This is a genomic window from Frankia sp. Mgl5 (assembly GCF_023242985.1).
Classification (GTDB): Bacteria; Actinomycetota; Actinomycetes; order Frankiales; family Frankiaceae; genus Parafrankia; species Parafrankia soli.
Window position 1 is genome coordinate 1 of sequence record NZ_JALKFY010000638.1, and the last position, 24757, is coordinate 24757.

Sequence of the window (24757 nt, forward strand, 5' to 3'; positions counted from 1 at the left end):
ACGCTCGGCGACACCGACCGGGACGCCATCGCCACCGCCCTCGTCACCGCCATCGGCGACGGCGACTACTCGCCCCGTGGGATGGCCGACGCCGCGGTCCGCGTCGTGAACCGGATCCTCGCCGGCCGGGCATCCGCCAGCCCGTTCGTCACCGGCGACGGCCAGGGCGAGACCGCCGGCCCGGACGGCGACGAGTGCCGAGCCGACTGCGTGTGCCGCGCCGGATGGACGGAGCCCGGCCAGTGACCGCCCTCGTCCCCGCCGCCGACCTCGAGCCGACCGCCGAGCAGATCGCCCGCGCTCGCCGAGACTTCGCCGCCTGCGCCGACTACACCGCGGCCGCCGCCGAGCTGTCCATCTCCACCGTGCACGTCGAGGCCCTGGCCGTCGCGCTGGCCGCCGGCGACATGCGCGTCGTGACGGCGCGGGTGCGGGAGATGCTCGCCGTGCGGCGTGCCTACGTCGAGCGGCGCGCCGAGCTGGACGCGGCGCTCAACGCCCGTCGGGCGGCGGTGCTGGCCGTGGACACCGAGCCGGCCGAGGACCCGGACGCCACCATGCGACAGCTCGCCGAGCTGTCCGCGCAGGCGCAGATCGCCACCGGCGGTGCCCTGTGACCGCCCCAACCGCCGCCGAGCGGTACAAGGTCCGACTGCCCGACGGGCGCACCGCCTACCACCTGCCCTGGTATGCCGACAGCCTGCCCGCGTACGGCGGAATCCTCCCCGAAGGCCCCCGGGGCTACCAAGGCATCACGTCCTGGGCCGCCACCGACGGCACCCCATTGGCCGGGCTGAACGAGCGCGGATGGTGGGCCGGACCCACCACCATCACAGGCCCCCTGATCGCCACCCTCGCACCAACCAGCCGAACCATCGGCTGGCAGCTCCGCAACCCCGGCGCCGCCAGCGACGCCTACCCGGCACGGCTCACCATCGCCGAGTACGAGGAGCGGACCGACGACGACAACGACTCCTACGACCCGGCTATCAGCAGCCTGTACGAGACCGTCCACGAAGAGATCCCCGGCGCCCGCGTCGAGGTCCACATCGACGGCTGGCTGGACCTCGACGGTGATATGCCCGCCGTACCGGCCGGCTGCGTGTGGAAGGCCAGCCTGCCTGTCGCGCTGTCCCAGCGATCCGAGTATGTGATCTTCTTCCCGGGGGACCTCACCTACTACCAGCGCGGCATCGTCGACCAGGTCCGCCAGGCCGTGCCCGGCGTAGACGTCAGCTGGCACCAGCACGGCGAGATGAAGATCGTCGCCACTCAGCGATACAGCCCGGCGCGCACGACGGCGGTCAACGTCGCCAGCCCCCGCGCCCGCCGGCCCCGCGTCGAGCAGCAGGAGGAAACCCGCACCCGACGCGCCACGATCCAGCTCGGGCACAGCATCACCGGCGACAACCTCGCCGACGCGGTGCGCAAGCTGTCCCAGATGACGGCGCAGATCGTCGAGGACGTGGCCGCGCTGGCGACCGAGACGCCGTGTGGTCATTGCGCGGGTACGGGGATCGTCGAGCCGGTCCGCCGGACGGGCGGTGCCGTGTGATCGACCTCGACCCGACGCTGCCCCACCGGCTCGCCACAGCGGCCTGGTCGGCCCCCGAGCGGACCCTGCTCCGCCGGATCGGCCTCGCCCTCGGCCTCACGCTGGCCGCCCGATGAGCGACCACCAGGACAACCCGTGGTGGGCCATCGCCCTCGCCGTAATCGTCCTGATCGTCGTCGGCCTCGTCTGCGCCGGCATCTACATCAACCTGCCCACGCCCTGACGGGAGAGCCATGGACAACCTTCCGGCCGTCGTCTTCGCCGACCAGGTCACCCCCGGCATGGTCGTCGCCGTTCCCGACAGCGACCCGGCCACGCACCGCCTCACCGTCACCGGCGATCGCATTTACGTCACCGACATCCGCATCGTCGCCGGCAGCGCACACATCCTCGGGAAGACAGGCGACGGATCGCTGGTGGCCTACGCCTTCGCGTCCGCCCGGCCGCTGGTCGTCCTGGAAGTGCCCGCCGCGGCGGAGGCCACCGAGTCCCTCACCACCTGACCGGCGCGGCCACCGGCCGGGACGCCCATCCCGGCCGGGGCCGTGCAGCCCAACCACCCGATCTCACCGGGAGCTGGACCATGCGCATCCTGTCGCACCTGACCCACACACGTCCCCCGACCACCCTCACCTGCATAGCCGCCCTCGGCATCGCCCGCAGCGGCGGCGCGCCCATGCTGCTCGTCCGCATCGGGATCGCCGTCCTGTTCGTCGCCGTCGCCCAGGTCCCGTACATGGACGTCCAGGCCCCGACCGCTGCGGTGACGGTGGCCCGCTGATGGCCGCGCTCACCAGCCAGAGCCCCAAGCTCGTCCACGGCCAGCCCTGCCCAGCCGCCGGCTGCCCCCTCACCGTCAGCGGGGAGACCCCCGGCCAGGTCGCGGCCAACACCGACATGCACATGCGGATCAACCACCCCGGCACCGGTGGAGGCACGCGATGAGGACCCGCACCCGGACCGTGCACGTCCCCGGCACCCACACCGTCAACGGGATCACCGCCCCCGTCATCCGCACCCAGCAGATCACCGAGCCGGTACCGCCCCGCGACTGGGACGCCATCGCCCTGCGCGCCGTCACCGGACTCGTCGTCGCACTCACCCTGTTCGCCGTGGCCTGGTCGACCTCGTCGATCGCCCGCCTGCTCGGTGGCGGCCCGATCGGCTACCTCGCCGCCCTGGTGTTCGACGCCGCGTGGATCATCACCCTTGGGATGGCGTACCTCGTCCGCCATCGGCCCGACCGCCGCCGCACCGTCGACTGGGTCGGATGGGTCCTCGTCGCCGTCACCGTCGCCACGCTCGCCGTCGAGGGCTGGCAAACCGGTGGGCCCGACCGCGCCGCAGCCGGCGCCGCCGTCTCCCTCATCGCCAAGGCCCTGTGGTGGTCACTCGACCGGGTCACCCGCGCACCCCTCGCCGACCTCGACCGGCAGTGGCTCGCCGCCCGTCTCTCTCAGCTCGCCACGCGGCGCGCGCTCGTCGTGATGGAGCTCCAGGTCGCCCGGGAAGAGGCCCGTGTCGCCGCGCTGACCGGGTCGGCCCCTCCCGACCCGGACCGGCCCCGCGGGTCGACCCAGGTCGACCTCGACCCGCCCCAGGTCGACCCGGCCCCAGCGCTGGAGTCGACCCCGGCACGGCCCGGCCCGGCCACGACCGCCCAGGTCAGCCCCCCGCAGGTCGACCCCAGGTCGACCCGGCAGGTCGACCCGACCCCGACCCCAGGTCGACCCGACCTACACGCCGTCCCCGACCAGGTCGACCCGGACAACCTCGACCGGGCCCGTCAGGTCGTCGCCGACCTGCGCCGCGACCAGGTCGCCCCGAGTACCGAGCAGATCCGGAAGCGCATGGGGATCGGCCGCGACCGGGCCCGCGCGCTCTGGCTCGCGATCCAGACCGAAGAGGCCGACCCGGCCCGCCGCACCGCCTGACCGACCCGACCTCGACCCGCCCCGGGACCGCCACCGCGCGGCCCGGGGTCGACGCGTCAGGAGACCAGACCAGTGGACCCCACACCCACCGACCCGCCCACCAGACCCGACCCCGGGGAGGGCGGTCCGGTCGCACTCGGCCCCGCCTACCTCCTCATCGGCCAGGCCCTCGGCGCCGCCGGCGTCGGCGTGATGACCGCAGCCGGCCCCATCGCCGCGGCTGCCGCCATCGGAGCCACCGCGGCCGGCGCCGGTGGTGTCGCCGCCTACCGGCGCGCCGGCCGGACCCGCACCAGCCGCGCCGGCACCAGCTCGGGCCCGACCCGCCGGACGTCCGCCAGAGCAGGTCGACCCCGGGCGCAGTCAGGTCGACCCCTGGCCGGGTCAGGTCGGGCTGGGTCGACCCCGCGCGGGTCCGGAACGGGCCGGACCGCGACCCGGCTCCCGGGCCTGGGCCGGACCCGACCCGCCGCGACCGGGACACCCAGTCGCACCGGTCGACCGGGCGCGGCTTCGGGTCGACCCCGCCTCGGCCTCCCGACCCGTGTGGGCCGGTCAGGTCGACCCGGCGCGGGTCGACCCCGCCTGCCCCGTCTCGCCCTCGGCTTGCCCCGGCCCCTCCGTCGCCGACCCGGCACCGGGTCGGGCGTCGGGTCGACCTCGAGGCCCCGCGCGGCAGGACGGATCCGCCGCGCCGTCCCCGCGCTCGGCCGGCTCGCCGGGCCCCTTCGTCTTCGCCTTCGCCGGCTCCGGCGACGGCGCATCCCGACCCGGATCCCGGTCGTCCGACCCACCGTCGCCCGACCCCCCGACCCCACCCGACCCGTAGCCACCCGCCGTACCGCCGGCCGGCCCGTCGCCCGACCCGCACCCCCGACCCCACTGCCCGCCAGGAGGCCCGCTGTGACCGCACCCCCGCCCGGCCCCACCGGCCGCGACCTCGGCCGCCGGTGGACCGTCGCCGCCCTGATCGAAGACGCCGCCCACGCCGCGAGCACCTACAAGCCAGGGCACATGGACGTGTTCATCAAGGACCTCGAGTCGGTGCCCGGCATGGTCGAGGACTTTCAGAAGATCTTCAAGGTGCTCGCGCGACTCGCAGAGGAGGAGCTGCCCACCAACCCGGGTGTCTCCGACCTGCTCACCGACGTCGCCCGCGTTCAGGGAACCGTCGCCAAGGTCGCCGAGGAAGTCCCCCGCGGCGCCAAGGTCAAGCACCGCACCGACCTCGAGCGCCTCGAGAGGCCGCGTCGCAACGAGCGCCTGTGGAACGCGCCGTGACCCTGCGCTTGCCCACCACCCGCGACGACTGGCAGTTCTCCCCGCCCCTCGCCGCCGCGAACATCACCGCCGGCCTGTTCCTCGCCGGCGCCCTCGGCCACTACGCCGACCTGAGCCCGCTCTGGGCGCTGCCCGCCGCCGGCCTCACCGCCGCCGGCGCGCTCCTAGCCCTGCGCGGCCGGGAGCTGTCCCGCACCTCCCTGACCATCCGGATCCTGCTCTGGCTCGCCGGCGGGGTGTGGCTCTGGCTCGCCCTCGCCGGCACCCCCTGGCGGCTGGACGTGGCTGTGTCGCTCCTCATCGTCGGCGTCGCCGCCGCCGTCGGTGCGCCCTCCCTCAGCCGCCGCGACCAGGCCCACGCCGCGGCCGCCGCCATCACGGTCGAGGAGAAGGTCCGTGCGGGCCGGCTCGCAGAGTGGAAGGCCCGCATCGGCCGCGTCAGCCGCATCGACGTTGGCATCGTCACCGACGAGGACTGGCCCACCGTCGACATCGACGGCCGGCCGGTCGTCCCCGGCTTCGACCTCGATGTCCAGCTCCCCGAAGGCGGAACCACCTGGGAGGACCTGGCCGGCCACGCCGCCCGGCTCGCCTCCGACGCCCGGCTCCCCCACGGCTGCGGCGTCGAGGTCACCCCCGGCATCGACCGCAGCCGCGCGATCATGGGTGTCTCCCTCGTCGACACCCTCGCTATCAAACGGCCCTACCCGGAAAACCACCCGCTGCGGACCGTCAACGAACCGCTCCCGGTCGGCTGGCATCGCTCCAGCACCGACGTGGAGATCAACACCCGCGAATCGTCCGTGCTCGTCGTCGGCCCCAAGGGATCCGGGAAAACGACCTTCCTGCACACGCTCATCGCCGGCTGGACCGAGCAGGTCGACCATCTGATCTGGGTGATCGACCTCAACGGCGGCGGCCTGGCCCGGCCGTGGCTGGACGCCTGGCTCGCCGGGGAAGTCGACCGGCGGGCGATCGACTGGGCTGCCGCCACCGTCCCCGAAGCACTCGTGATGGCCGAAGTCCTGCTCGCCATCGTCCGCGAACGCAAGGCCCTCTACGCCGACCTGCGGATGGAAGCGAACAGCAGCCTGTTGCCGATCTCCGCCACCCTCCCGAAGATCACGATCGTGGTCGATGAAGGCAAAGCCATCACCGGCGACGGTGCCGCCCGAGACCGTGCCGTCCTCGCAAAGACCCTCCTCGACGTCCAGGAAGAGGGCCGCAACGAAGGCGGAGACGTCGCCCGCTCCAACCTCCGGCCCACCGGCGACGCGCTCGGCGGGATCGACGCCCGAGTCCAATCCGACATCCTCGTCATGATGCGGCCGAAGGAAGAGGAGATCGACAAACTGTTCTCCCACGCCCGCGGCGCCCGCGCGGACGACGCCCCGTGGCAGGGAACCGGCCTGATCGCCATCGGCGAGCACCCGCCCCGCCCGTTCCGGGCACCCGACCTCACCCCGCAGGCCATCCGCCGCGTGTCCATCGCCGTCGCCGACCGGCGGCCCGCCCTCGACGCGCCGTCCGCCGCGATCGGCGGCGAGGCCTACGCCCGCCGCTGGGATCCCGACCGGATCGGCTGGCTCCTCAACCCCGGCAAGCCGGCTGGGCCCGGTCCGGCCACCAGCCCGACCGGTCCCAGCGCCAGGGATGACACCGAAGAGCCGGTCGACCTCGGGTCCGCGCTCGCCCAGATGCAGAACACCGCCGCCCGGCTCCGCGCGGACAGCGACGCCGCCGAAGGCCAGACCGCCGCGGAACCGGCCGGCCCGGCCGACGACGACGTGCTCGCCGGGATCCTCGCCGCGACCGAGGAGCGGGAGTCCGCCGCCGTGCGCCTCGCCCGCGCCGGTGACCGCCGCGGCGCCGCCCTCGAACTCCTCCTGGACCACGATCAGACCGGCGCCGGCGCGAGCACGCTGCACCCCCGCCTCGTCGCGACGATCGCCGCCGCAGGGGACACCACGCCGCCGACGTCCCGGTCGACGCTCGCCGAGTGGCTGGTCGGCTGGTGGCATGCCCGGACGGTGTGGCGGAGGCAGGGCCGCGACGGGATCTACGTGCACGGCGAGCTGCCCCGCCCAGCGGACGCCGTCGACCCCAACGGCGGCGACGGAGAGTAGCTGTCCCGGGGGCTGTCCTCTGTCCTGTCGCCTGTCCTGTCCTGCCCCCCGAGGCTGTCGCCTCTGCCCCCTGGCAGTGGTTCTGGCGGGGGACGACAGGCGACAGGACAGGACGGGACAGCCCGGACGACAGGCAACAGGACAGCCCGGCTGTTACACCAGGTGATCGGCGGCCGGGATCGTCGCCCGCCACGTACCGCGCATCAGCCGGATCGACCCGTCCTCCCGGACCATCGCGCGGGCACCCAGGAACGGCGCCCACCCAAGACGCAGCCAGTCATCCCGGACCGCGTCCAGCGCATCCCACAGCCGCCGCGGCCCACCCTGGTGCACCATCGGCGGCTCGGCGCCCACCGCCGTCGCCCACGCCCACGAGCCGTCAGCATGGGCCAGGAACGCCGTGTGCTGGCCGTCCGGCCCGTGGCGGTAGGCGTGCTCGATCCCCGGCACCGCCAACGTGAGCATCGTCGACAGCTCCCACGCATCGGCGATGTGCAGCACCGGATACCGGCCGACCGCCACCTGCTCGCCGCCCCGGCCGGCGAGCGCCTCAACGTCCAGGCTGGTGGCCGGCGGGTAGTCCGGTCCGCTGCGGACATCCATGAACCCGGCCCAGTCCCGCTCCACCTGCCCGAACACCCCGTCGGGGGTTTTCGTCGCCGTGAGGATGATCCACGTGCCGCTGATGGTGGTGACCAACCGGCCACCGGGCCGCAGCGCCGCCAACCAACTCGGCGGAATCGACGGGACCGAGACCATGGAGACGATCCGGTCGTAGGTGCTGGGTAGCGGGCCGGTGACATCCACCGTCAGCGCCGTCGGATACAGGCCCAGCTCGGCCAGCCGCCCCGCAGCGGCGGACACCAGGTACGGATCAACGTCTACGGTCGTGATGCGCTCGGAGCCGTACCGGCGGGCGAGTAGCGCCGTTCCGTAGCCGGACCCGGTGCCGATGTCGGCGATCTGCTGGCCAATGTCCAGGTGCCCGTACCGGTACATGTTCACGACCAGCGACGGCGCGGTCGACGACGACGTCGGCCTGCCCTGCGGCCGGTCGTCATCCTCGGCCAGGTCGGCGTGCAGCGCGCCGACCCGAGTCACCAGCGACTGATCCGAGTAGGCGCCGGCCAGCACCCCCCGGCGCACCGCCCACCCGGCGCCGGCACGCTCCCACCAGGCAGGCACCAGCAGATGCCGCGGAGTCTCAGCGAGCACCCGATACCAGCGGGAACCAGGATGGGTCACCTGGTCGGCCAGGGCACGGGCATGCGCCCGCCACGACTCCGCGCCCATCAGGCGTCCCATTCCGGCTGGCAGGGAGGCCGCTCCGCCGGCGAGCAGTCCTCCCCGTCCGCGTCCGGGTTGCATCCGTCGGCGTTCTGGCGGGGAACAGCGGCCAGCGCGGACCGCCACCGCTCGCCGGCGAGCAGTTCGTCCAGCGGCGTGGTCCGCACGTTCCCCGCAGCCAGCCAGCGGCCCATCCCACACGGGGCGAGTGTTCCGTCCGGCAGGACCACCGCCTGCGTGATCCCGCACCGGCCGCACAGCGCCGCCGGGTCCGGCTCGGCCCCGGCGGCGGCCCGGCCGAGGGGGCGGACCCGGTCCCGGCCGATGTCGGTCACGCCCAGGGCGAGGAGCTCGGCGTGCGCGGCGTTCACGTCGGCCTCCGATCCGGTGTCGAGCAGCGCCACATGCAGCGGCACCTCGCGGCGCAGCGCCTCGACAATGTTCCTCCGGGTCCGGGCATGGGAGCCCTTCCGGCCGGTGATCTCGTCGTGGCGGACCGGGTCGGGCGTGTAGTAGCTGGTGGCCACTGTCACCCCAGGCAGGGTGAGCGCATCCCACAGCCGCTCCGGCACGGCCACCAGGTTCGTGAACACGCGGACCTTCAGTCCGGCAGCGAGCGCGTGCACGATCAGGTCGGGCAGACCGGGGTGGGTGGTCGGATCCCCGCCGATGAACTGGATCTTCCGTACTCCGACCACGGTCGCGAGGTCGATCACCTCGCGCCAGTCGTCCATGGTCATCGTCCCGTGATCACCGGTCGGCCCCGACGACGCGAAACAGTGACGGCACTCGAGCTGGCACCGGCCGGTGAGCTCCAACGAGAGGGTCGCCGGGACCCCCGTGATCTGCGCGGGCGTGATGGTTGCAGTGGACAAGGCAGTTCCTCTCGGTCAGATCGTGTCGTCGTACTCGCCGGCTTTGACAGCGGCGATGAAGTCACCCCAGGCCGCCGGGGTGATCGGGATCGGTCGGCTCAGCGAAGACCGGACGAGCACCATGAACGGCCCGCGCGCCACCCACACCACATCCACAGCTCCTGGCGTCGTGGTGCTCGGCGCCTTCCACGAATCGACAGCCGCGACGGGAACCGGGAGGTGCACGGCGGGTCCTCTCGTAGGGGGCCGCCTGCCCTGGCGGACCTGGTCGGCACCAGGACAGGCGGCGTTCAGGGTCCACCCCACTCGCAGCGTGGTCACGCAAGCCCTGACGCAGGGCGTTACTCGCCGCGGGTGGGGTGGGGTAGTGGCCTCGAGCGGCTGGCCGGCAGCGCGGAGGCCACCGCCCGAGGCCGGCCGGACCGTCGCCCACGGATCGCGGCGGCTTCCCCCGCCGCGATCCGGGCGCCTGGTCGCGACCCTCCCCGACGCAGTCCTGGGGAGACGTCATCGGCTCCTCCTCCTGCGCTCGGGGTGAATTGCCGGCTACCGTGCCGGCATGTAGGAGTCTGCGGAGGTAGCAGACCGGCCACAATGTGTGGTGGTGTGGTGTGGTCGCCACACCACACCCGGCATGAGGGGGGCGTCCGGATGGAGCCGTGGAAGCGCGAGATGCTGGCGCTCGCGGCCCGTATCACCGAGCTCCGCGGCGAGCAGGGAAAGCTACCGTTCACGCAGGCCGCGAAGATCGACCGTCCGACCCTGATCAGAGTCGAGCAAGGCAAGGTTCCGATCTCGCAGTCCATGGCCGAAGCGATCGATGCCTACTGTGAGACCGGAGGTGAGATCGAGCGCCGCCGCCGCCGGGTAGAAGCCCTCCGGGCCGGCTGGCCGGTTCCCCCGGTCGAGGAGGTAGACCCGATGAGCCCCACCAGTCGACGCACCCTCATCGGCGGTGGCCTGTTCGCCACCGCCGCGACCGCAGCCGCGATCTCGGACCGCATCGCCGACGCCGCCGTCGCCCCGCGCACCCTCCGCGAGATCGAATGGGACGTGCAGCAGATCGCCGCCGCCTACCCCACCAGCCCCGCCGCAGCCCTGGCACCCCGCGTGGAAGAGGGCTGGATCGACGCGGAACGGCTCCTCGACGGGAGAGTCCGCGGCCGGACCCGCACCGTCCTCGACCTACGCGCCGGCCAATACGCCCTCTACCTCGCGCTCACGGCCAACGACCTCGGCCACCACGCCGCCGCCGACACCTATCTCGACCTGGCCGGCCAGCACGCCGACGAAGCCGGGGACCGGCTCCTTGCCGACTGCGTTGCGATCCTCGACAGCTCGTTCGCGTTCTTCCGCAACCAACCCAGCAGGGCGCAGCACGCCGCCGCCGAGCGGCGCGCAGATGCCCACCCCTACGCCCGGCCCATGCTCGCCGTCTGCGAGTCCCGCGCCGCAGCCCGAACCGGAGACGCCCCAGCCGCCCGCCGCGCGCTCGAGGACGTGTGGGCACACCTGTGGACCGGCGGCACCCTCCCCGGCACCGTCCCCGTCGGCGAGGACCTGGCCCGCGCGCAGACCGCGGCGATCCTCTCCACCCTCGCCGATCCCGCCGCCGAGGAACACGCCCGCCGCGCCATCGACGTCTACACCCAGACCGAACAGGCCGGCATGCTGGGCGGCTCGTACAACGCGCTCGCCCGCACCTACCTACGCCGACCCGAACCCGACCCGGAGGGCGCCGCGGCCGCCGCGCAATCCGCGCTCGCCGCCGTCGGAGACCAGCGCACAAGCTGGGTTGTCGACGTCTCCGCGCAGATGTGGCGGCAGATGGACGCCCAGTGGCCTGCCCTCGAACCGGTCCGTGAGCTCGGGCAGCTCGTCGGCGCGGCCGAGCGGCGCGCACTGCCCCCTGCTGACGTCTGACCCCGGACACGACGAAGCGCCGCCCACCCGTGAGGGTGAGCGGCGCTGTTGGTGGTGCGTCAGAAGCCGGTCGGCTCCTCCGGGGTCGGCTCGGCCGGCGTCTCCGGCTCGGCCACCGGGTGCGCGACCGCGTCCACCCGGCCGACGAGCTCGTCGAGCCGGGAGAAGTCCAGCTCCGGCGGCGCCTGCCCCTTCAGCCGGGCGATCTCCTCCGCGATCGCGGTGATGTCCTCGCCGATCAGGCCCACGGCCTCGTCGAGCTTCTCCTGTGCAGTGGCCACCTGGCACACCTTTCTCTCGAGACGAGCGACCGCCCGGCGGGATGCCGGCAGCCATGACGGCAGACGCACGGCGCGCCTACCGGGCTGAGGGGCTGGTGACGATCCCGGCCGTCGCCGGGTTGCCGACCTTCAGCGCCTTCACGACCAGCCCGCCGAGCAGCGCGAGGACGGCAGCCACACCGGCGACCCCAGCCCGAGCGAGGATCGACAGGTCGGTGATCGCATCGACGGAGAACCAGCCCGAGGCGATGAGCTGGGCACCGAAGGCCCACGCGAAGGTCCGCAGCACCCGCTCGATCAGGTCCTTGGCGTAGGCGCGGATGACGGGGTTGAGGGTCACGGGGTGGTCTCCTTCGGAGGGGTGGGTGGGACGAGTCGGGTTGCGTAGGCGGCCACGACCAGCGCCGCATCCGCCGGGGTGACCTGCGGGGCCAGGGCGACCAGCTCGGCGACCGTGACCCGCGGCGGGGCAGACGCCTGCGCCAGCGCAGCCGCCGCAGGATGGTCAGCGCCGAGCAGCTCCGTCAGCGCCGCGCCGAGCGCCGCATCCCGGCGCATCCCGAAACTGCTGCGCAGCACCAGCAGGCCGATCGCATCCCCGATCCCGGCCAGCCGCACATCGGCCATCCGTTCCTGCTGCTGGGTGTCCGGGTCGGTCGTGACCAGGGCCCGCATCTGCGTGGACAGCCGGGTCAGGACGGCGTCGGCGACCTCGTCGGCGGATGGCATGTCGTCCTCCTCGAGCGCGGCGGCGGCCGAGGCCGGCAGCCACTCGCGCAAGATCCGGTTACGGTCAGATTTGCCAGGGATCCCCGGCTGGCTGGCGGTCTCGGAGTACTGCCGGGCCAGCACCTGCTGACGGCTCCAGCCCGACGGCAACGGCAGCGCCTCGTCGGGCGTCGACGTGTAATTCGCCAGGTGCAGCCACTGCCACCGGGCCGGCAAGTCCCCGGCCTTGAGCCCGGCCGGCTGCAGGTACCAGGTGCCCGAGTAAATGACCCCACCCGCGTAGCCCAGCTCGACCATCCGGACGCAGAACGCCGCGGCATGCTTGGCCGCCGCCGGTCCGCGTTCCTTCGGGTCCTCGACGTCCAGGCACACCCAGTCCCGCGGACCCAGCCCGCCGGCCGCCCGCAGCGTCCGGTCGAACTGGTCGGCCTCGGCCTGGCCCGTCGACCCGGTAGACGGCGTCGCGTAGTGGTAGGCCCCCCGCGCCAACCCGGCCTGACCCGCCGACCTCCACCAGCCGCCGAAGTGCGGATTGGCGTAGCCGGTCCCCTGACTGGCCTTGATCAGGATCCGGTCGTGCCCGGCCCGCGCGTACGCGGCCAGATCCGCACCGGCCTGATAACTCGAGATATCCGCGAAGTCCACGTCAGCCTCCCGTCCGCAGCGACCAGAGCAGCAGCCCGCCCGACACGGCCAGGCCCAGCGCGAGGCCCACCCAGAACCGGACCGCCCGCGCCCGCTCGGCCAGTTCGGCGGCCAGCGCATCCGCCTCCAGCCGGCGGGCAGCCGCCCGGGCCAGCTCCGGCGCCCACGCGTCCCGGTCGATCGCCCGCGACGGATGGCCGCCCGGCCCCAACTCGTCCCATCGGCCGGTCATGGTCGGTCCGCCGGCGGTCGAGGACGCGACGGCTCCGGGATGGCCCCGAGCTCACCCACACAGCCCTTGATCACATAGGCGTCGTAGGCGTCCCAGCTCAACGTCAACGTCACCGGCCCCGCGGTCGTCACCTCGTCTGCGACCGCGGCGATGTCCCGTTTGAACGCGCAGTCAGCGCGGACCTCCCTGCCCAGCTCGACGAGAGCACGCTCGGTCCCGACGAGCGCACGCTGGTTCGCGCCGAGGGCCTGTTGCGTGTCCCGCACATACCAAGCCGCCAGGCCGACCAGCAGCACCAGCACCGACAGCAACGCCAGCCGCTTCGGACGGGTCAGCACAGCCACATCACCACCCCGATCAAGACGGCGAAGCCGATGACGTAGGCGACGAGGACGGGTCGGCGCCGCCCGAGCTCGGCGGCAGCGGCGGCGAGGGCGGCGGCGGCTCGGCTGGCCGGTCCGCGCCGAGGGCGTAGGGCAGGCCGAGCATCGCGGCATACAGCAGCAGCAGGGCGGGTCTGTCCACGTCCCGCAGGAGGGTTTCGTGGGCCACGCCCGCCAGGCCGGCCGCGAACAGGACCCAGTCGCGCAGCGCGCCCAGCCGCCCCGTACTCCATCGGCGCATGTCCCCTCGTCCGATCTATGTGCAGCGTCATGCGACCGCTCCCAGCACGACCACGTCTCCGTCCTCGACGAGCACCAGCACCCGGTCTCCTGTCTCCGGCGCGTACGACGTCAGATGCGGGATCCCGGGCACGGGGCTCCCGCCGATGTCCACATCGACCGTCCCCGTGCCGACCGCGGTGACCGTGCCCCACCGGCGGTGCGCCCCCCGGTCCGACAGCACCGGCGCTGCGGCGATCGCCGCCGCCACCACATCCACCGCGTCAGCCACCGGTGATCACCCGCCGGTCCCGGAACACCAACGGCATCGGGTTGTCGTGGGTCAGCGGGATCTCGCCGCTCTCGAACATGAGCAAGTCGTCCAATCCGCTGCGGGCGCGCTGCACGCGGACGATGTCGCCCTCGGCCAACGCCGCGTTAGGGATCATCGACAAGTTGACTTGCTCGCCGGCCCCGGAGAGCTGCAGCAGCCGAGTGCGCGCGATCCGGGTAGCGATCGGCGTCGTGATCGCGAGCGGGTGCGTCTCCCACTTCGGCCGGCGGCCATACCTGCCGTGCCAGTAGGTCGGGCTCGACGGGTTCAAATCGAACGCCTCGCCGCGGGTCGGACCGGCCTGCGCACCCTCACCGGTGATGATCACGCCGTTGAACCCGGGGTTGTACTCCCGGTCGATCTCGAGGATCACGCACTCCGGGCCCTCGGACAGGACCAGCGCCGCCGGGTCCACCAGCAACGGCTCCGGGCGCATCACGAACGTGCCCGTCACGTCGAAGAACGCCTCAGCACCGGCGGCGATCGCGAGCTGCTGCACCCCGTCCGACCACGGATCGGCGCCCTCCTCCAGCAGGTGAAGGGGCGTCGTCTCGGTGACCGCTGTCAGTAGCATCTGCGGCGTGGTCGGCAGGCTGGACCGGTCGGCCACGATCGCCGCCGCGGCATCCACCAGATTCGTGCCGCTCGCAATGGCGTACGGCCGCTCGTAGCTCGACCGTGAGATCGCGTCCGACCGGTCATAGCCGGAGAGCGTGACGACGTAGTCCCCGGCCGGCCCGTCCGTCACGCTGGTGACCTCGACCCGGAACGCGCCCAGCGGGACCAGCTCCGGCCCGGCCGTCCCCGCCAACCTGTAGTCGATCCCGCGCCACAACCGGATCTCGTTCCCGAACGGGTCGAGCGCGGTTCTCCTGATGAAGGTGGGCACGAGGTCCACGGGGGCCTGCAGCTCGACCTCGCAGGTTCTCCTCACGGCGGCCGTCTGGTCGATCTTCACCGAGCCCGACAGCACCGTCAGTCGGGACGAGTCCGCCACCACGACGTCTCCGGACCGGAGCTCGGCGCGCGAGACGACGCGGTGCGAGTGGACGACCGCGGCCTGCCAGCGCGCTGATACCGGGTACATCAGATCAGCCCCTGGTACCGGGAGATGTCCGGCGGCCGGTCGACCTCGACGGCGCGGACCGTGACCGTGCGGGTCGGGTCCACCCGGCGCGTGATCGAGCTGTGGAGGGTCACCTCACGGTCGAACAGGCTGACGTACCACTGCCGGCCGAAATCGCTCTGCAGCAGCAGCGGTGTCGACCGGTTCCGCAGCGTCTCGAACGTCGCCCAGTCGTCGAACCCGCGGATCACCAACTGGAGGTCGAGTTCCTCGCCGAGCGGGACATCGCTCAGGACGACCTTCCGGGAGCGGCCGATCGGGCTGTACTCCGTGGCCGGCACCGGCGAGGTGCTCGTGACGCTCCCCGCCACCTGCAACCGCAGCCGACTGCCCGGAGTCGACGGGTCCTTCAGCCACCAGCCGTCAGCCTGCTGCGTCGCGGCCACCACCGCGGACGGCTCGGAGACGAGCTCTGCCCCGGCGGCCGACAGCACGTAGTCGGTGGCCGCAGTGCTTGCCCTGTACTGCCGCGGCGCCCCGCCCGGAGCTTCGTAGTCGTAGGCGGTCAGCGTGCCGTCCGGCAAAAATCTTGTGTCCACCGCGCCGCGGACGAAGTCCCACGTCTCGCCGCCGTCGTCGCTGAACTCCACCACCGGGCGGGCGATCACCCGCGGCCCCGGCTGGTGCGCTATCGGCGCCGCCGGGCCGATGATCCAGCCGATCCGAGACCAGCGCACCCACCGGCCGACCGTCGTCGAGTTCATCGCCGACCGCGTCCGGATCCGCGCGGACACGGCGTCCGCTGGCGGGTACAGCGTCACCGAGGTGTGTGACCAGCGGTTCGCAAGCGTCGTCGGCGTGACGGCCGGGGTGGCGTTGTACTGCGAGAACTCGGTGCCGGCTGCGTCCTTGTAGAACACGATCACCACACGGCCTTCGCCGTCGACCGCCTCGGACATCCGACACTGGCCGTAGATCGTGATCTGGTCCTGCGCCGACACCGGGAACGGGTCCGTATCCGGCTCGCTCGACGCCCCGGTCAGCGTCACCTGGATCGCCGCCCCGGACGGCGTGGCCTCACCGGTGACCCGGCTGACTGTGCCGCCCGTGGCGTTGTTCCACGTCCCCAGGGCGGCGTCAGCGGAGCCGACGTTGGCGCTGAGCTGGTTCGTGATCGTCAGCCCGCCGCGGGCGTACGGCATGCCCTGCGGCATCAGGCCGATCGCATCCCAGTGGAACGCCTCGGACGCCGCGGCCGGGTTGACCGCCACCAGGATCGGGATCGCCGCGACCGCCCCGGACGGTGGGGTGACGTCCTGGCTGATCGTCTGCATGGTCGTGTTCGTCAACGTCGTGACCACGGTGCCCGCGGTCTCACCGAGGTAGACGCCGTCCGCGTCCCGCCACTCCCAGTCGATCCGCGCCTGCCGAGCAGCGTTGGCGGCCTGCCACACCCGCGCAGCCACCGTGCGCGTGATCAGCGGCTTGACCGGGATCGCCTGCAGCGCGAGAGACCCGTCCTCAAGCGTCCACGCCCCACCACCACGGGCCTTCGCGATCCCGGCCGCGACGGTGGTCATGATGTGCACCGACCCGCCCTGCGCCCCCGCCGCGGTCGTCGCGCCCGTGGTCATCGTGCAGTTCCCGGCCGGGTACCAGCCGGCGTGATCCGTCGGCGTCGTCGTCTCCGCGCTGGCCTGCCGGTAGCCCAACAGGTTGTCCTGCTGCTCGAGGTCCAGGCGGATCCGCCGGTTCGCGTCGTCGGCCGTCGCGATCAGTGTCGGCGGGTTCGGCGCGTCGCCCGCGTAGACCCAGTTCGAGTACGACCACGGGCCCCACACGGTCGAGCCGACCTCGGCCACCCGGATGCCAGTGGTGTACTCGGCATCGAGGGAGACCGGCGGCCACGACGGCGTCCACGTGTTGTCGCCACCATGGCCGGTTACGCCGTTGATGCCCGGGGCGACTTCCGGGTTGAACCCCGAGCCCTCGGCGGTCGCACGCGGCCAGATGCCGATCTGGTAGGCGCCCTGCTGCCCGCCCTCGGCGTCCGCGTACGCCCACGTGTGTACCGGGTACGGCGTCGCCACCGTCCCCGTCGGCGTCAGCAGGGTGACCGTCGGCGCCTGGTCGTACGTGACGTCGCAGTAGACCTCATGGACGTGGATCGAGTTCGACGAGCCATACAGCCTGAGCTGCAGGCCGTTGACCGTGGTCGTGCTCCAGGCCGCCCCGCCCGGCGCCGAGGCCATCGGCGGGTACGTCGCCGTCTCGATCGACCCGGGTTCCTCGCTGTTGGCGAGGTACTGGACGGCCGAGTTGTACACCGCCAGCACGGAGAACGTGGCGTCATCCGCGCCGCTCCGCCGGATCCGGAAGGACACCGAGGTGATGCGCGCGCCGAGAGGCAGCGTCGTCAGGTCGGCGATGGCGAGCGTGATGTTGCTGCCGGCCGCCGGCGGGAGCGCGTACGAGCTGTCCGAGTCGTCGGAGAGCACAGCGACGATGCCGCCGCCCGTGTTCGTCCACGAGCCCGAGCTGACAACCGCACTCGGCCGCAGAGTGATCAGCGCCATTAGCCGCGCCCCCGCCCCGGCCGGGCGCCGATCCGAGCGGCGAGTTTCCCGAACGCCTTGTCGACGACCATCTGCGCGGCGTTCTCGGCCGCACGCACCGTCGACGCCCGGTTGTCGCCGCCCTGGATGGTCAGGCTCACCGGGGCACTGATGTTGACCGTCGTGCCGCCGCCGGACGGCGCCCACGACCCGCGGACCATGCCGCCCTGCGCGTACCCGCCCACAAGCCCACCCGACGCGAAACCAGCCGCCGTCCCGGTCACGATCCGCGCCGTACCGGAGTTGACCGCGTCCATCGCCGCGTACCCGTACCTCGAGGCCGCCGCAGCACGGATCACGTACTCGTCGCGGCTGAGCATCGCCGGGATCGAGTCCGACGTCCGCGTGCCCGGCCCAGCGATCCGCCCACCCGTCGCGAACCCAGCGCCGCCAGCCGGCGCCCCGTTCGTCACGTAGTTCGTCGTGACCGTCGTGCTCTTCGCCGCCGGGATGGAGTTCACGGCGGCGACGTACTCGCGGACCGCAGCCGCCGCAGCGGTCGCGCTCGCCGCGTTCTGGTTCAGGCTGGTGGTGTTCGTGTTCACCGTGCCGGTGAACGTCGTCGTCGCCGTGTTGGCCACGCCCGTCGCCGTGGTCTGGGTGTTCGTCGCGGTCGTCTGGGTGGTGGTGGCCCCGGTCTGCTCGCCGGTCGCCACCGTCGCTAGATCCACCGCCGCCGTGAGCAGATCGGTGGCCGCGGTCCCGAGGTCGGTCGCGACGGTCCACACGTCCCGGGTGTCCGTGTCCAACCCGGTCGCCTCGGTCGCCAGGCCGTACGCCTGCGTCCCCAGATCGACAGCGGCCGTCAGCAGGTCAGTGGCCGTCGTCTGCAGGTCCGTGGACCCAGTGAGCGCCGGGAGCTGCACCCCGGACGCCGTGTCCATCGTCGTCCCGAGCAGCACCAGGCCCTGCTGATGCAGCGTCTGCGCCGCCGTCTCCGCCACCCGGGACGTCGTCTGCACGTCCACGGCCGCCGTCAACGCCGGATACTGCTGGGTGGACGCCGCACCCATCTGCAGGCCCAGGAGCCGCAGCCCATCCCGGTGCAGATCCACCCGGCCCGTGGTGTCGACGAGCGTGTCCCGCCAGTGGCCCATCTGCCCGTCGGCACCGGCCGTCGACGCCGCGAGGGAACTGGACTGCTGGTCGGCCCGCCACATCCGCGGGACCACCTCGCGCAGCGCCCGCGCAGTCCCGATCACGCCCTGGGTGGTGGCCTGGTAGACATCGGCCAGGCTCGCCGCCCCGCTGGCGATCTGCTGGATGGCACCGGTCGTCCCGCTCGACGGCGCCGCACCAGCGCCAGCGGCGGCCGCGCGGGTCGGAGCCGGCCGCACCGGACCGCCGGCGGCGTAGCCCTGCGGGACGATGATCCGGGCCTTGCCTGCGTTGATCGCGGCCATGGCCTCGGGGCCGTACTGCGCCGCCGAGTTGGCGCGGATCACCCACTCGCCGTTCGACAACATCGCCGGGATCGAGTCCGACGTGGGCCCACCCGGCCCGTAGATCGGACCACCAGACGCCCGCGGGATCGTCGACGCCAGGTAACGGTCCTGCGGGCCAGTCGGCGACGTCGCCGCGCCGATCCACTGCTGCCGCATCGTGATCGTGCTCGTCCGGCTCAGCGGGATTGAGTTGATCGCAGCGGTCAGCGCCACAACCTCGGCGGTCCGATCAGTCACCCCCGGGACCTGAACATCCGTCGACACTGAGGCCGGCATCATGTTCAAGCTGCCGATCAGGTTCTCGACTTCGGTGCGATCCCGGCCGGCCGCCACCGCAGCATCGATGATCGCCGCCTTGTGCGCCTCGAACGCCGCCGTACCCGCCGAGGTGTCCCCGGTCAGTTTCGTGACCGCCTGGGCGTGCTGCATAGCAGCGGACATCGCGTTGAGGATCTCGGCGCGGTTCGCGATCGCCGCCGCGCTGTTCCCGGTGAGGGTCTGCGTGTATCCGCCGGTAGCGGTCTGGGCGCCTCGAGTGTTGGCCGCAATGTCGTTGATCGAGGTTGCGACAGCGTCCGCGGCCTGCTGCGCGGAGATCCCGTTACCAGCGAGCACCGCCAGCGTCGTATTCAGATCCTTGACAGCCTGGTCCGCACCACCAGCCGCGATGTCAAGCGCAGCCAGCCCGGCCCCGGCCTGCTGGGCGGATGCGTCGGCCCCGACGAGACTCCCAGCGATCTCCTGGAACTGCCACCGGGCCGACTCGCCCGACGCGCCTGCCGCATCCAGCGACGTGACCAGATCGATCCCGTACTTGTCCGCGAGGCTGGCCACGGTCGCTTCGGTGATCCCGTACACGTTCGCCAGTGCGGTCAGGTTCCCCCGGTACAGCTCCTGCCGGGCGTCCAGCTGCGCCTGAGCCTCGCCGAGTTTCCCGAGGATCTCCCGGTACTTGTCGGCCTCCCGCCCTGGCCGCTCCCAGATCTTCCAGGCGTCTTTCCAGTTACCCTCCGTCCAGTAGTCCGCCGAGAAGATCCCCGCGCTTTTCGTATCCCACACGGCGAGGCTCTTCCGGGCCTCCTCGGTCATCTTGTTCAGTTCGGCGCGTGCCTGCTCGAAGCTCTTCTGAGACTTCGGCCCGACCTCTTCGATCTTGTCGGCGACTTGGCCGATGGCGGCCGCCGCACCGCCCGGCGCCTGGCCGAGGATGTCGTTGATGCTGAGCTGCGCGTTCTTGATGTCGGCCTTGGCGTCCGATATCCGCTTCATCTCCGCGACGAGGATGCCGATACCGGCGGTCGCTACCGCCAGCGCCCCACCGAACGCCAGCGCCCCGGCGGCCATGCCCCGCCACAGGTTCCCGCCACCCATCACCGTCAGCCGGGCGATCATCGTGTCGATCGCGGCGATCCCAGCGACGAGCGCGTTAACCAGCGTCGAGGCGATCGTGACGGCGATGAGCTGGATGCCACGGACGATGGCCTCCGTCTTGAACAGCAGCCACGCCGCGACCAGCGCCTCCACTGCGGTTGTGTTGCTCGCCAGAAGCCCGGTCGTCGTCCCCAGCACCGTGGCGAGCGCGTTGAACCCGGTCACCGCGGCGCCGACACCCAGCTTCGCCAGACCGGCCGCCAGCGTGTCCAGCTCCAGATCCTGGACGACTTCGGCGAGCGACTTGATCGACCCGACGAGCGCGTCCACCCCGGGACGGGCCGCCGTGCCTATCTGCCCGCCGATGTCCTTCACCGTCGCGCCGAACGAGGTCAGCCCGGCAACAGCCTTCTCCAGGTAGGGCAGCATCTTCGTGCCGAGCTCGATCCCGGTGACCGCAACCTGGTTCCCGAGCATCTGAAGCTGGTGCTGGACGCTCTGCGCCTGAACCGCGAACACCCGGGCGGTCTCGCCAGCGGTCTTCTGGGAGGTGCCCATTTCGTCGATGACCCGGGCGTAGCTCTGTCCGTCCGCAGCCATGAGGGCCATCGCGCCACGGGCAGCGCGGATCTCCGGGAACCACTTGAGCAGCGTCGTGACGTTGCCTTCGCTGGCCACCCGCAGCTTCTCCATGACCCCGTGGAGGCCAATCGCCGGGTTCGCCAGATCCTGCTGCAGGTTGATCCCAAGTTCTTGCGCCGCCGCACTAAGCGCCTTACTCGGCTTGACCAGCTTGCTGATCATGTTGTTCAGCGACACACCGGCGTTGCTGGCGGTCATACCCGACAGGGTCATGGTCGCCAGTGCCGCGCCGAGTTCCTCGATTGAGACGCCAGCCTTCGCGGCGTTACCGACAGAGTTGGCAACCGCCCCCGTGAGCGCCTCGAACGAAATGACACCGTAGTTGACGGTGCTGAACAGGGCGTCGGAGACCCGACCGGCGTCGCTCGCCTCCAGCCCGTAGGCGTTCAGCGACGCCACGATCGCCTTCGACGCCGTATCCGTGTTGGTGAGCCCGGCGGATGCGGCGATCGCCGACGTCTCCAGAATGTGCATCGCGTCAGCACCGTAAAAACCACTGCCCGCGACGTTGTACAGGCCATCGGCGAGGGTTTGCGCTGACTGCGGCACCGTCTTAGCCATGTTCAACACGGACTGAGAAACGGCCGCGAAATTCTGCTCAACCGTCGCGTCGATCGACGCGACGTTCCTCATCGATGCCTCGAACCGCACCGCTCCTACGGCTGCCGCGGCCAGGGCGACGCCCAGAACCAGCACGCCGCCCTTCGCTGCGGTCGATGCCGAGCTCGACAGCGTGCTCACAGCCGAAGTCGCGCCGGCCGCACCCGTGGCGATCCGCCCCACCGGGGCGCCGGCAGCGTTCGCCGCCGTGCCGAGCCGGGTGACCCCGGCCGTGGCTGCCGTCGACGACGCGCCGAGCCTGCTCGCCGCAGCGGCACTCCCCGCGGCACCGGCACTCAGCCTGCTCGCGCCCGCAGCGCCCGCAGCCCCAGCCGTACCCAGCCCGGCCGAGGCCGCCGACGCGGCCGTTGCTGATGTCGTCAGCCGCGTCATCGCGGTTGCCGCCGTCGCGGACGCTGTCCGCAGCGCGGCCACCTCGGGCGCCGCCATGCCCGACGCCACACCGAGCTCGAGGATCGCCGCGCCGGCCGTGACCGCCGCCGCGTCCAGCCGTGTGACTGCCGCCGCCGTGGTGGTCGCCGCTGCCTGCAGCCGCGTCGTCTCGGTCGCCGCGAGCTGGGAGGCCACGCCGAGCTCGCCCATCGATGTTGCCGCCGCACCCAGGCTGGCCAGCCCGGCACTCGCCGCGTCCAGCCGGGCGATCGCCCCGGCCGTGGTCGTGACGGAAGCGTCGAGCCGCGCCAGACCCGCCCCGGCCGTCGTCGTACCAGCCGCGATCCGCTCGACCCCAACCGCGCCCGCCGTCGCCGCAGCGTCCAGCCTGGCAAGAGCCGTCGCGCTCGCCACCGCGGCGGCGTCCAGCCGGCCGAGAGACGCCGCACCGGTAGCCGCAGCAGCATCAAGCCGGACCAGCGCCGCGGCACTCGTCGCCGCCGCACCGTCCAGCCGGCCCAGCGCGGTCGCCGACGCAGCCGACGCCGCGTCGAGCCGGCCCGCACCAGCAGCAGCCGCAGCAACAGACCGGTCGAACGCCGTGAGCTGCGCCGACGCGCCCTTGAGCGCGGTCGTCAGCCCGGACGCGTTGCCCGTGATGACGACGCTCAGGCTCTTGATCGGCATCAGGCACCCGCCGCCATCAGCCCGGCCAACAGCCGGTCACGCTCACGTCTCCGGTCCTCCGCCACCGCACGCGGAATCAACACCACATACCGGCCCGGAGACTCGTCACCTTCCCGGATCTGCCGCTCCGTGCCCCCGCGGATGTTGCACCCGGGGCAGGTGTGCACCGCGGCCTCGTAGGCGCTGGCGTCCCCACCCTGCTTGGGATCCCATTCGTCTGCACGGGTGCCGCAGTTCGGGCACGCCTCACGCTCGTAGGCCGCGTAGGCGATTGCCTTGTCCTGGTCCAGCTCATCCCAGCCGAGGAAGCGGGAGTGCGGGATCCCCATCTGCAGGCAGAGCCGCAGCTCCTCCCGGAGACGCGGATCCGCCCTGATCATTTCCCCAGGTCGGCGACCCGGCTTCCCTCGTGCAGCTCGACCGCCGCACCGAACAGGGCCGCGATCTCACCGTCGGACAGCCGGCCATCGTCGAGCATGTCCGTCAGCTCGTCGACGCCGATCCCGGCCGGGTCGACCATGCACGCCGCTACCAGCGCCGGCCGGAGCGACCGGGCGAACCTGGTCTTGGCTCCGGGCTGGCCGATGTCCCGAGCCCACGCCTGGTGGTCCGTGTCGTCCGGTACGTGGTCGGCCTGGAGCTTCGCGTACGCCGCCCGGCCGATGCTGCGGAGCCGGATCGTGATCGCATCGTCGGCGACCGCCGCCCGCGCCGTCTCCAGCCGGGCGGATGCCTCCGCCTTCGCCGTCTCGTCGCCGGAGAACCGCATCGCACGCTCGGCTTCCACAGCGGCTGCCAGTTCGGCGCCGAGCTCGTTGTCCTCGGCCAGGACCAGCGTCTTCTCCGCCGGCCGGCGCGCCCGGAGCCGGGCCGCGGCGTCGGCATCGCCGTGCGCCGCCGCCCTGGTCCGGGCGCTCTTCGTGGCAGGGGTCGTCATCAGAGCGTCACCCCGGCCGGCCACACCGCGTCCAGCTCCGGCCGCGACGGGATGGTGAAGTCCACCATGAACTTCGCGGCGTCCGCGTCCAACGTGATGACATCGTTCCGACCGGCGCTGACCACCGGCCAGACGCGGGTCTTCGACGCGGCGGTCCGCGCGAACCAGTTCATCACCATGAAGCCGCTGGTGCCCTGGGCGAGCGCCGTCCACAGCGTGGTGCTGGTGTCGTCGAGGTAGAAGTTCAGGCTGGAGTCGTCGGTGACGTCCTCGCCCGGGATGCTGCCGACGAAGTTGTCCGCCAGGTCCGGCGTGTCGATCTTCTCGTTCTTGAAGTTGAACCCGGAGATCTCCGCGATGTGGGGAGTCAGGAGAACCCCGGCGTTGATCTCGGCGGCGGTCGGGGCCGCAGTGTTCGCGATCGCGGGCACGAACACCCAGGTGCTCTGGTCCGTCTTACGGATGAAGAAGCGGGCCATCAGGCGGTCTCCTCGCCGGTCTTGCGGCCCGCACGCCGCACGCTGGTGGTGGTCTCGACCGGCTCGGGCGCCGGGGCGTGCTCGGCTTCGGTGGCCGCGGCGAGCTGCTCGGTGGCCCGCTCACGGACGTAGGCCGGCGTGAGCTGCTCGGGGCGGACGACCGGCGCGCCGACCGCTGCGGATGCCGCGGCGTAATCGACGACGACCGGGATCCAGTCGCGGGGGCCCCACACTTCGGCCTGCGCCTCATCGGTGACGAGCTGCACCCCACCCGTTTCCGGATGGGTGATCCACGTCTTGGCCATCAGATCCGCACCACCGCGCGGGTCAGCCCGGTCGGCGTCGAGTAGGTGATCGCGGCCTGACCGTTCACACCCGCAAACTGCGTCGCCGGGCCCGTGGGCACCTCGACGTCGCCGTTGGCCGGGACGGAGAACGGTCGGTTGTGGGTGCCGCCCTGCGAGCAGGGGGCCACGCCGGTGATCGAACCGGTGATGATCGAACCGGTGCTGTTCCTGAGCCGCAGAGAGGTCCGGTCGTCCGGGACGAGGGTGTCACCGTTGGCAGCTGCCGCGTAGGTCGGTGTAAGTCCGGCGGCGGTGAGCTGCTGGGTGGGGACGAGCGCCATGGGGCCTCCGTGCGGCTGGTCGATCGCTGGTAGAGCGTTCGACGGCCGCACCCGCCACCTCACCGCACTGAGGTGTGCTCAGAATAGCTG

28 protein-coding genes are annotated in these 24757 nt (G+C 72.3%); 10 read left to right on the top strand and 18 right to left on the bottom strand.

Annotation, left to right across the window (positions count from 1 at the left end):
- The 9 genes from MXD62_RS19255 to MXD62_RS19295 all read left to right on the top strand — a co-directional run.
- On the top strand, window positions 1-246 hold a 246-nt coding region (locus MXD62_RS19255), incomplete at its 5' end, for a hypothetical protein (protein ID WP_248830902.1).
- Window positions 243-617, top strand: coding sequence for a hypothetical protein (locus MXD62_RS19260; RefSeq protein ID WP_248830903.1), 375 nt, complete (start codon window positions 243-245; stop codon window positions 615-617). The genes MXD62_RS19255 and MXD62_RS19260, both read left to right, overlap by 4 nt.
- Complete coding sequence (locus tag MXD62_RS19265) at window positions 614-1555, top strand: hypothetical protein (RefSeq protein ID WP_248830904.1); 942 nt, start codon at window positions 614-616, stop codon at window positions 1553-1555. The genes MXD62_RS19260 and MXD62_RS19265 overlap by 4 nt, the downstream gene beginning before the upstream one ends.
- Window positions 1556-1788: 233 nt before the next feature.
- Window positions 1789-2058, top strand: a complete 270-nt coding sequence (locus tag MXD62_RS19270; RefSeq protein WP_248830905.1) for a hypothetical protein — start codon at window positions 1789-1791, stop codon at window positions 2056-2058.
- An 80-nt stretch (window positions 2059-2138) separates the two neighbouring features.
- The gene (locus tag MXD62_RS19275; protein ID WP_248830906.1) at window positions 2139-2336 is read left to right on the top strand and encodes a hypothetical protein; all 198 of its coding nucleotides are present in this window, start codon (window positions 2139-2141) and stop codon (window positions 2334-2336) included.
- The gene (locus tag MXD62_RS19280; protein WP_248830907.1) at window positions 2336-2500 is read left to right on the top strand and encodes a hypothetical protein; all 165 of its coding nucleotides are present in this window, start codon (window positions 2336-2338) and stop codon (window positions 2498-2500) included. The genes MXD62_RS19275 and MXD62_RS19280 overlap by 1 nt, the downstream gene beginning before the upstream one ends.
- On the top strand, window positions 2497-3489 hold the full coding sequence (locus MXD62_RS19285) for a hypothetical protein (protein ID WP_248830908.1): 993 nt from the start codon (window positions 2497-2499) through the stop codon (window positions 3487-3489). Before MXD62_RS19280 ends, MXD62_RS19285 begins: the two co-directional genes overlap by 4 nt.
- Before the next feature lie 903 nt (window positions 3490-4392).
- Window positions 4393-4770 carry a hypothetical protein gene (locus tag MXD62_RS19290; RefSeq protein WP_248830909.1) on the top strand — a complete coding sequence of 126 codons (378 nt, stop codon included), beginning with the start codon at window positions 4393-4395 and terminating at the stop codon, window positions 4768-4770.
- Window positions 4767-6896, top strand: a complete 2130-nt coding sequence (locus MXD62_RS19295) for an ATP-binding protein (protein ID WP_248830910.1) — start codon at window positions 4767-4769, stop codon at window positions 6894-6896. The genes MXD62_RS19290 and MXD62_RS19295 overlap by 4 nt, the downstream gene beginning before the upstream one ends.
- Window positions 6897-7049: 153 nt before the next feature.
- On the opposite strand, the gene MXD62_RS19300 is transcribed toward MXD62_RS19295, so the two are convergent.
- The 3 genes from MXD62_RS19300 to MXD62_RS19310 are packed head-to-tail and all read right to left on the bottom strand — an operon-like array spanning window position 7050 to window position 9283.
- Window positions 7050-8189: a methyltransferase domain-containing protein gene (locus tag MXD62_RS19300; RefSeq protein WP_248830911.1), complete on the bottom strand. Its 1140-nt coding sequence runs from the start codon at window positions 8187-8189 to the stop codon at window positions 7050-7052.
- The gene (locus MXD62_RS19305; protein ID WP_248830912.1) at window positions 8189-9058 is read right to left on the bottom strand and encodes a radical SAM/SPASM domain-containing protein; all 870 of its coding nucleotides are present in this window, start codon (window positions 9056-9058) and stop codon (window positions 8189-8191) included. The genes MXD62_RS19300 and MXD62_RS19305 overlap by 1 nt, the downstream gene beginning before the upstream one ends.
- A 15-nt stretch (window positions 9059-9073) precedes the next feature.
- Window positions 9074-9283, bottom strand: a complete 210-nt coding sequence (locus MXD62_RS19310) for a DUF397 domain-containing protein (protein ID WP_248830913.1) — start codon at window positions 9281-9283, stop codon at window positions 9074-9076.
- Between the two features lie 426 nt (window positions 9284-9709).
- Here MXD62_RS19310 and MXD62_RS19315 point away from each other — a divergent pair, with 426 nt between their 5' ends.
- Entirely contained in the window at window positions 9710-10981 is a 1272-nt protein-coding gene (locus tag MXD62_RS19315; protein WP_248830914.1) for an XRE family transcriptional regulator, read from the top strand.
- A 59-nt stretch (window positions 10982-11040) separates the two neighbouring features.
- Here the strand turns inward: MXD62_RS19315 and MXD62_RS19320 are convergent, their stop codons facing one another.
- The 15 genes from MXD62_RS19320 to MXD62_RS19390 all read right to left on the bottom strand — a co-directional run bounded on the left by MXD62_RS19320 (window position 11041) and on the right by MXD62_RS19390 (window position 24667).
- The gene (locus tag MXD62_RS19320; RefSeq protein ID WP_248830915.1) at window positions 11041-11262 is read right to left on the bottom strand and encodes a hypothetical protein; all 222 of its coding nucleotides are present in this window, start codon (window positions 11260-11262) and stop codon (window positions 11041-11043) included.
- Between the two features lie 76 nt (window positions 11263-11338).
- Entirely contained in the window at window positions 11339-11602 is a 264-nt protein-coding gene (locus MXD62_RS19325; RefSeq protein WP_248830916.1) for a hypothetical protein, read from the bottom strand.
- On the bottom strand, window positions 11599-12636 hold the full coding sequence (locus MXD62_RS19330) for a glycoside hydrolase family 25 protein (protein WP_248830917.1): 1038 nt from the start codon (window positions 12634-12636) through the stop codon (window positions 11599-11601). Before MXD62_RS19330 ends, MXD62_RS19325 begins: the two co-directional genes overlap by 4 nt.
- A 1-nt stretch (window position 12637) precedes the next feature.
- Window positions 12638-12868, bottom strand: a complete 231-nt coding sequence (locus MXD62_RS19335; RefSeq protein WP_248830918.1) for a hypothetical protein — start codon at window positions 12866-12868, stop codon at window positions 12638-12640.
- The gene (locus tag MXD62_RS19340; RefSeq protein ID WP_248830919.1) at window positions 12865-13206 is read right to left on the bottom strand and encodes a hypothetical protein; all 342 of its coding nucleotides are present in this window, start codon (window positions 13204-13206) and stop codon (window positions 12865-12867) included. Before MXD62_RS19340 ends, MXD62_RS19335 begins: the two co-directional genes overlap by 4 nt.
- Before the next feature lie 19 nt (window positions 13207-13225).
- A complete protein-coding gene (locus tag MXD62_RS19345) occupies window positions 13226-13492 on the bottom strand; it encodes a hypothetical protein (protein WP_248830920.1) in 267 nt (88 codons plus the stop codon).
- A 27-nt stretch (window positions 13493-13519) separates the two neighbouring features.
- Window positions 13520-13762: a hypothetical protein gene (locus MXD62_RS19350; protein WP_248830921.1), complete on the bottom strand. Its 243-nt coding sequence runs from the start codon at window positions 13760-13762 to the stop codon at window positions 13520-13522.
- Window positions 13755-14891 carry a DUF5047 domain-containing protein gene (locus MXD62_RS19355; protein ID WP_248830922.1) on the bottom strand — a complete coding sequence of 379 codons (1137 nt, stop codon included), beginning with the start codon at window positions 14889-14891 and terminating at the stop codon, window positions 13755-13757. Before MXD62_RS19355 ends, MXD62_RS19350 begins: the two co-directional genes overlap by 8 nt.
- Window positions 14891-17446 (bottom strand): hypothetical protein, encoded by a 2556-nt coding sequence (locus MXD62_RS19360; RefSeq protein ID WP_248830923.1) that lies wholly within the window; start codon window positions 17444-17446, stop codon window positions 14891-14893. The genes MXD62_RS19355 and MXD62_RS19360 overlap by 1 nt, the downstream gene beginning before the upstream one ends.
- The gene (locus tag MXD62_RS19365) at window positions 17446-22623 is read right to left on the bottom strand and encodes a phage tail tape measure protein (RefSeq protein ID WP_248830924.1); all 5178 of its coding nucleotides are present in this window, start codon (window positions 22621-22623) and stop codon (window positions 17446-17448) included. The genes MXD62_RS19360 and MXD62_RS19365 overlap by 1 nt, the downstream gene beginning before the upstream one ends.
- Window positions 22623-23003 carry a hypothetical protein gene (locus MXD62_RS19370; RefSeq protein WP_248830925.1) on the bottom strand — a complete coding sequence of 127 codons (381 nt, stop codon included), beginning with the start codon at window positions 23001-23003 and terminating at the stop codon, window positions 22623-22625. Before MXD62_RS19370 ends, MXD62_RS19365 begins: the two co-directional genes overlap by 1 nt.
- Window positions 23000-23560 (bottom strand): hypothetical protein, encoded by a 561-nt coding sequence (locus MXD62_RS19375; RefSeq protein WP_248830926.1) that lies wholly within the window; start codon window positions 23558-23560, stop codon window positions 23000-23002. Before MXD62_RS19375 ends, MXD62_RS19370 begins: the two co-directional genes overlap by 4 nt.
- Window positions 23560-24039 (bottom strand): hypothetical protein, encoded by a 480-nt coding sequence (locus MXD62_RS19380; protein ID WP_248830927.1) that lies wholly within the window; start codon window positions 24037-24039, stop codon window positions 23560-23562. Before MXD62_RS19380 ends, MXD62_RS19375 begins: the two co-directional genes overlap by 1 nt.
- Window positions 24039-24344 carry a hypothetical protein gene (locus MXD62_RS19385; RefSeq protein WP_248830928.1) on the bottom strand — a complete coding sequence of 102 codons (306 nt, stop codon included), beginning with the start codon at window positions 24342-24344 and terminating at the stop codon, window positions 24039-24041. Before MXD62_RS19385 ends, MXD62_RS19380 begins: the two co-directional genes overlap by 1 nt.
- Window positions 24344-24667 carry a hypothetical protein gene (locus tag MXD62_RS19390; RefSeq protein WP_248830929.1) on the bottom strand — a complete coding sequence of 108 codons (324 nt, stop codon included), beginning with the start codon at window positions 24665-24667 and terminating at the stop codon, window positions 24344-24346. The genes MXD62_RS19385 and MXD62_RS19390 overlap by 1 nt, the downstream gene beginning before the upstream one ends.
- Window positions 24668-24757: the final 90 nt, after the last annotated feature.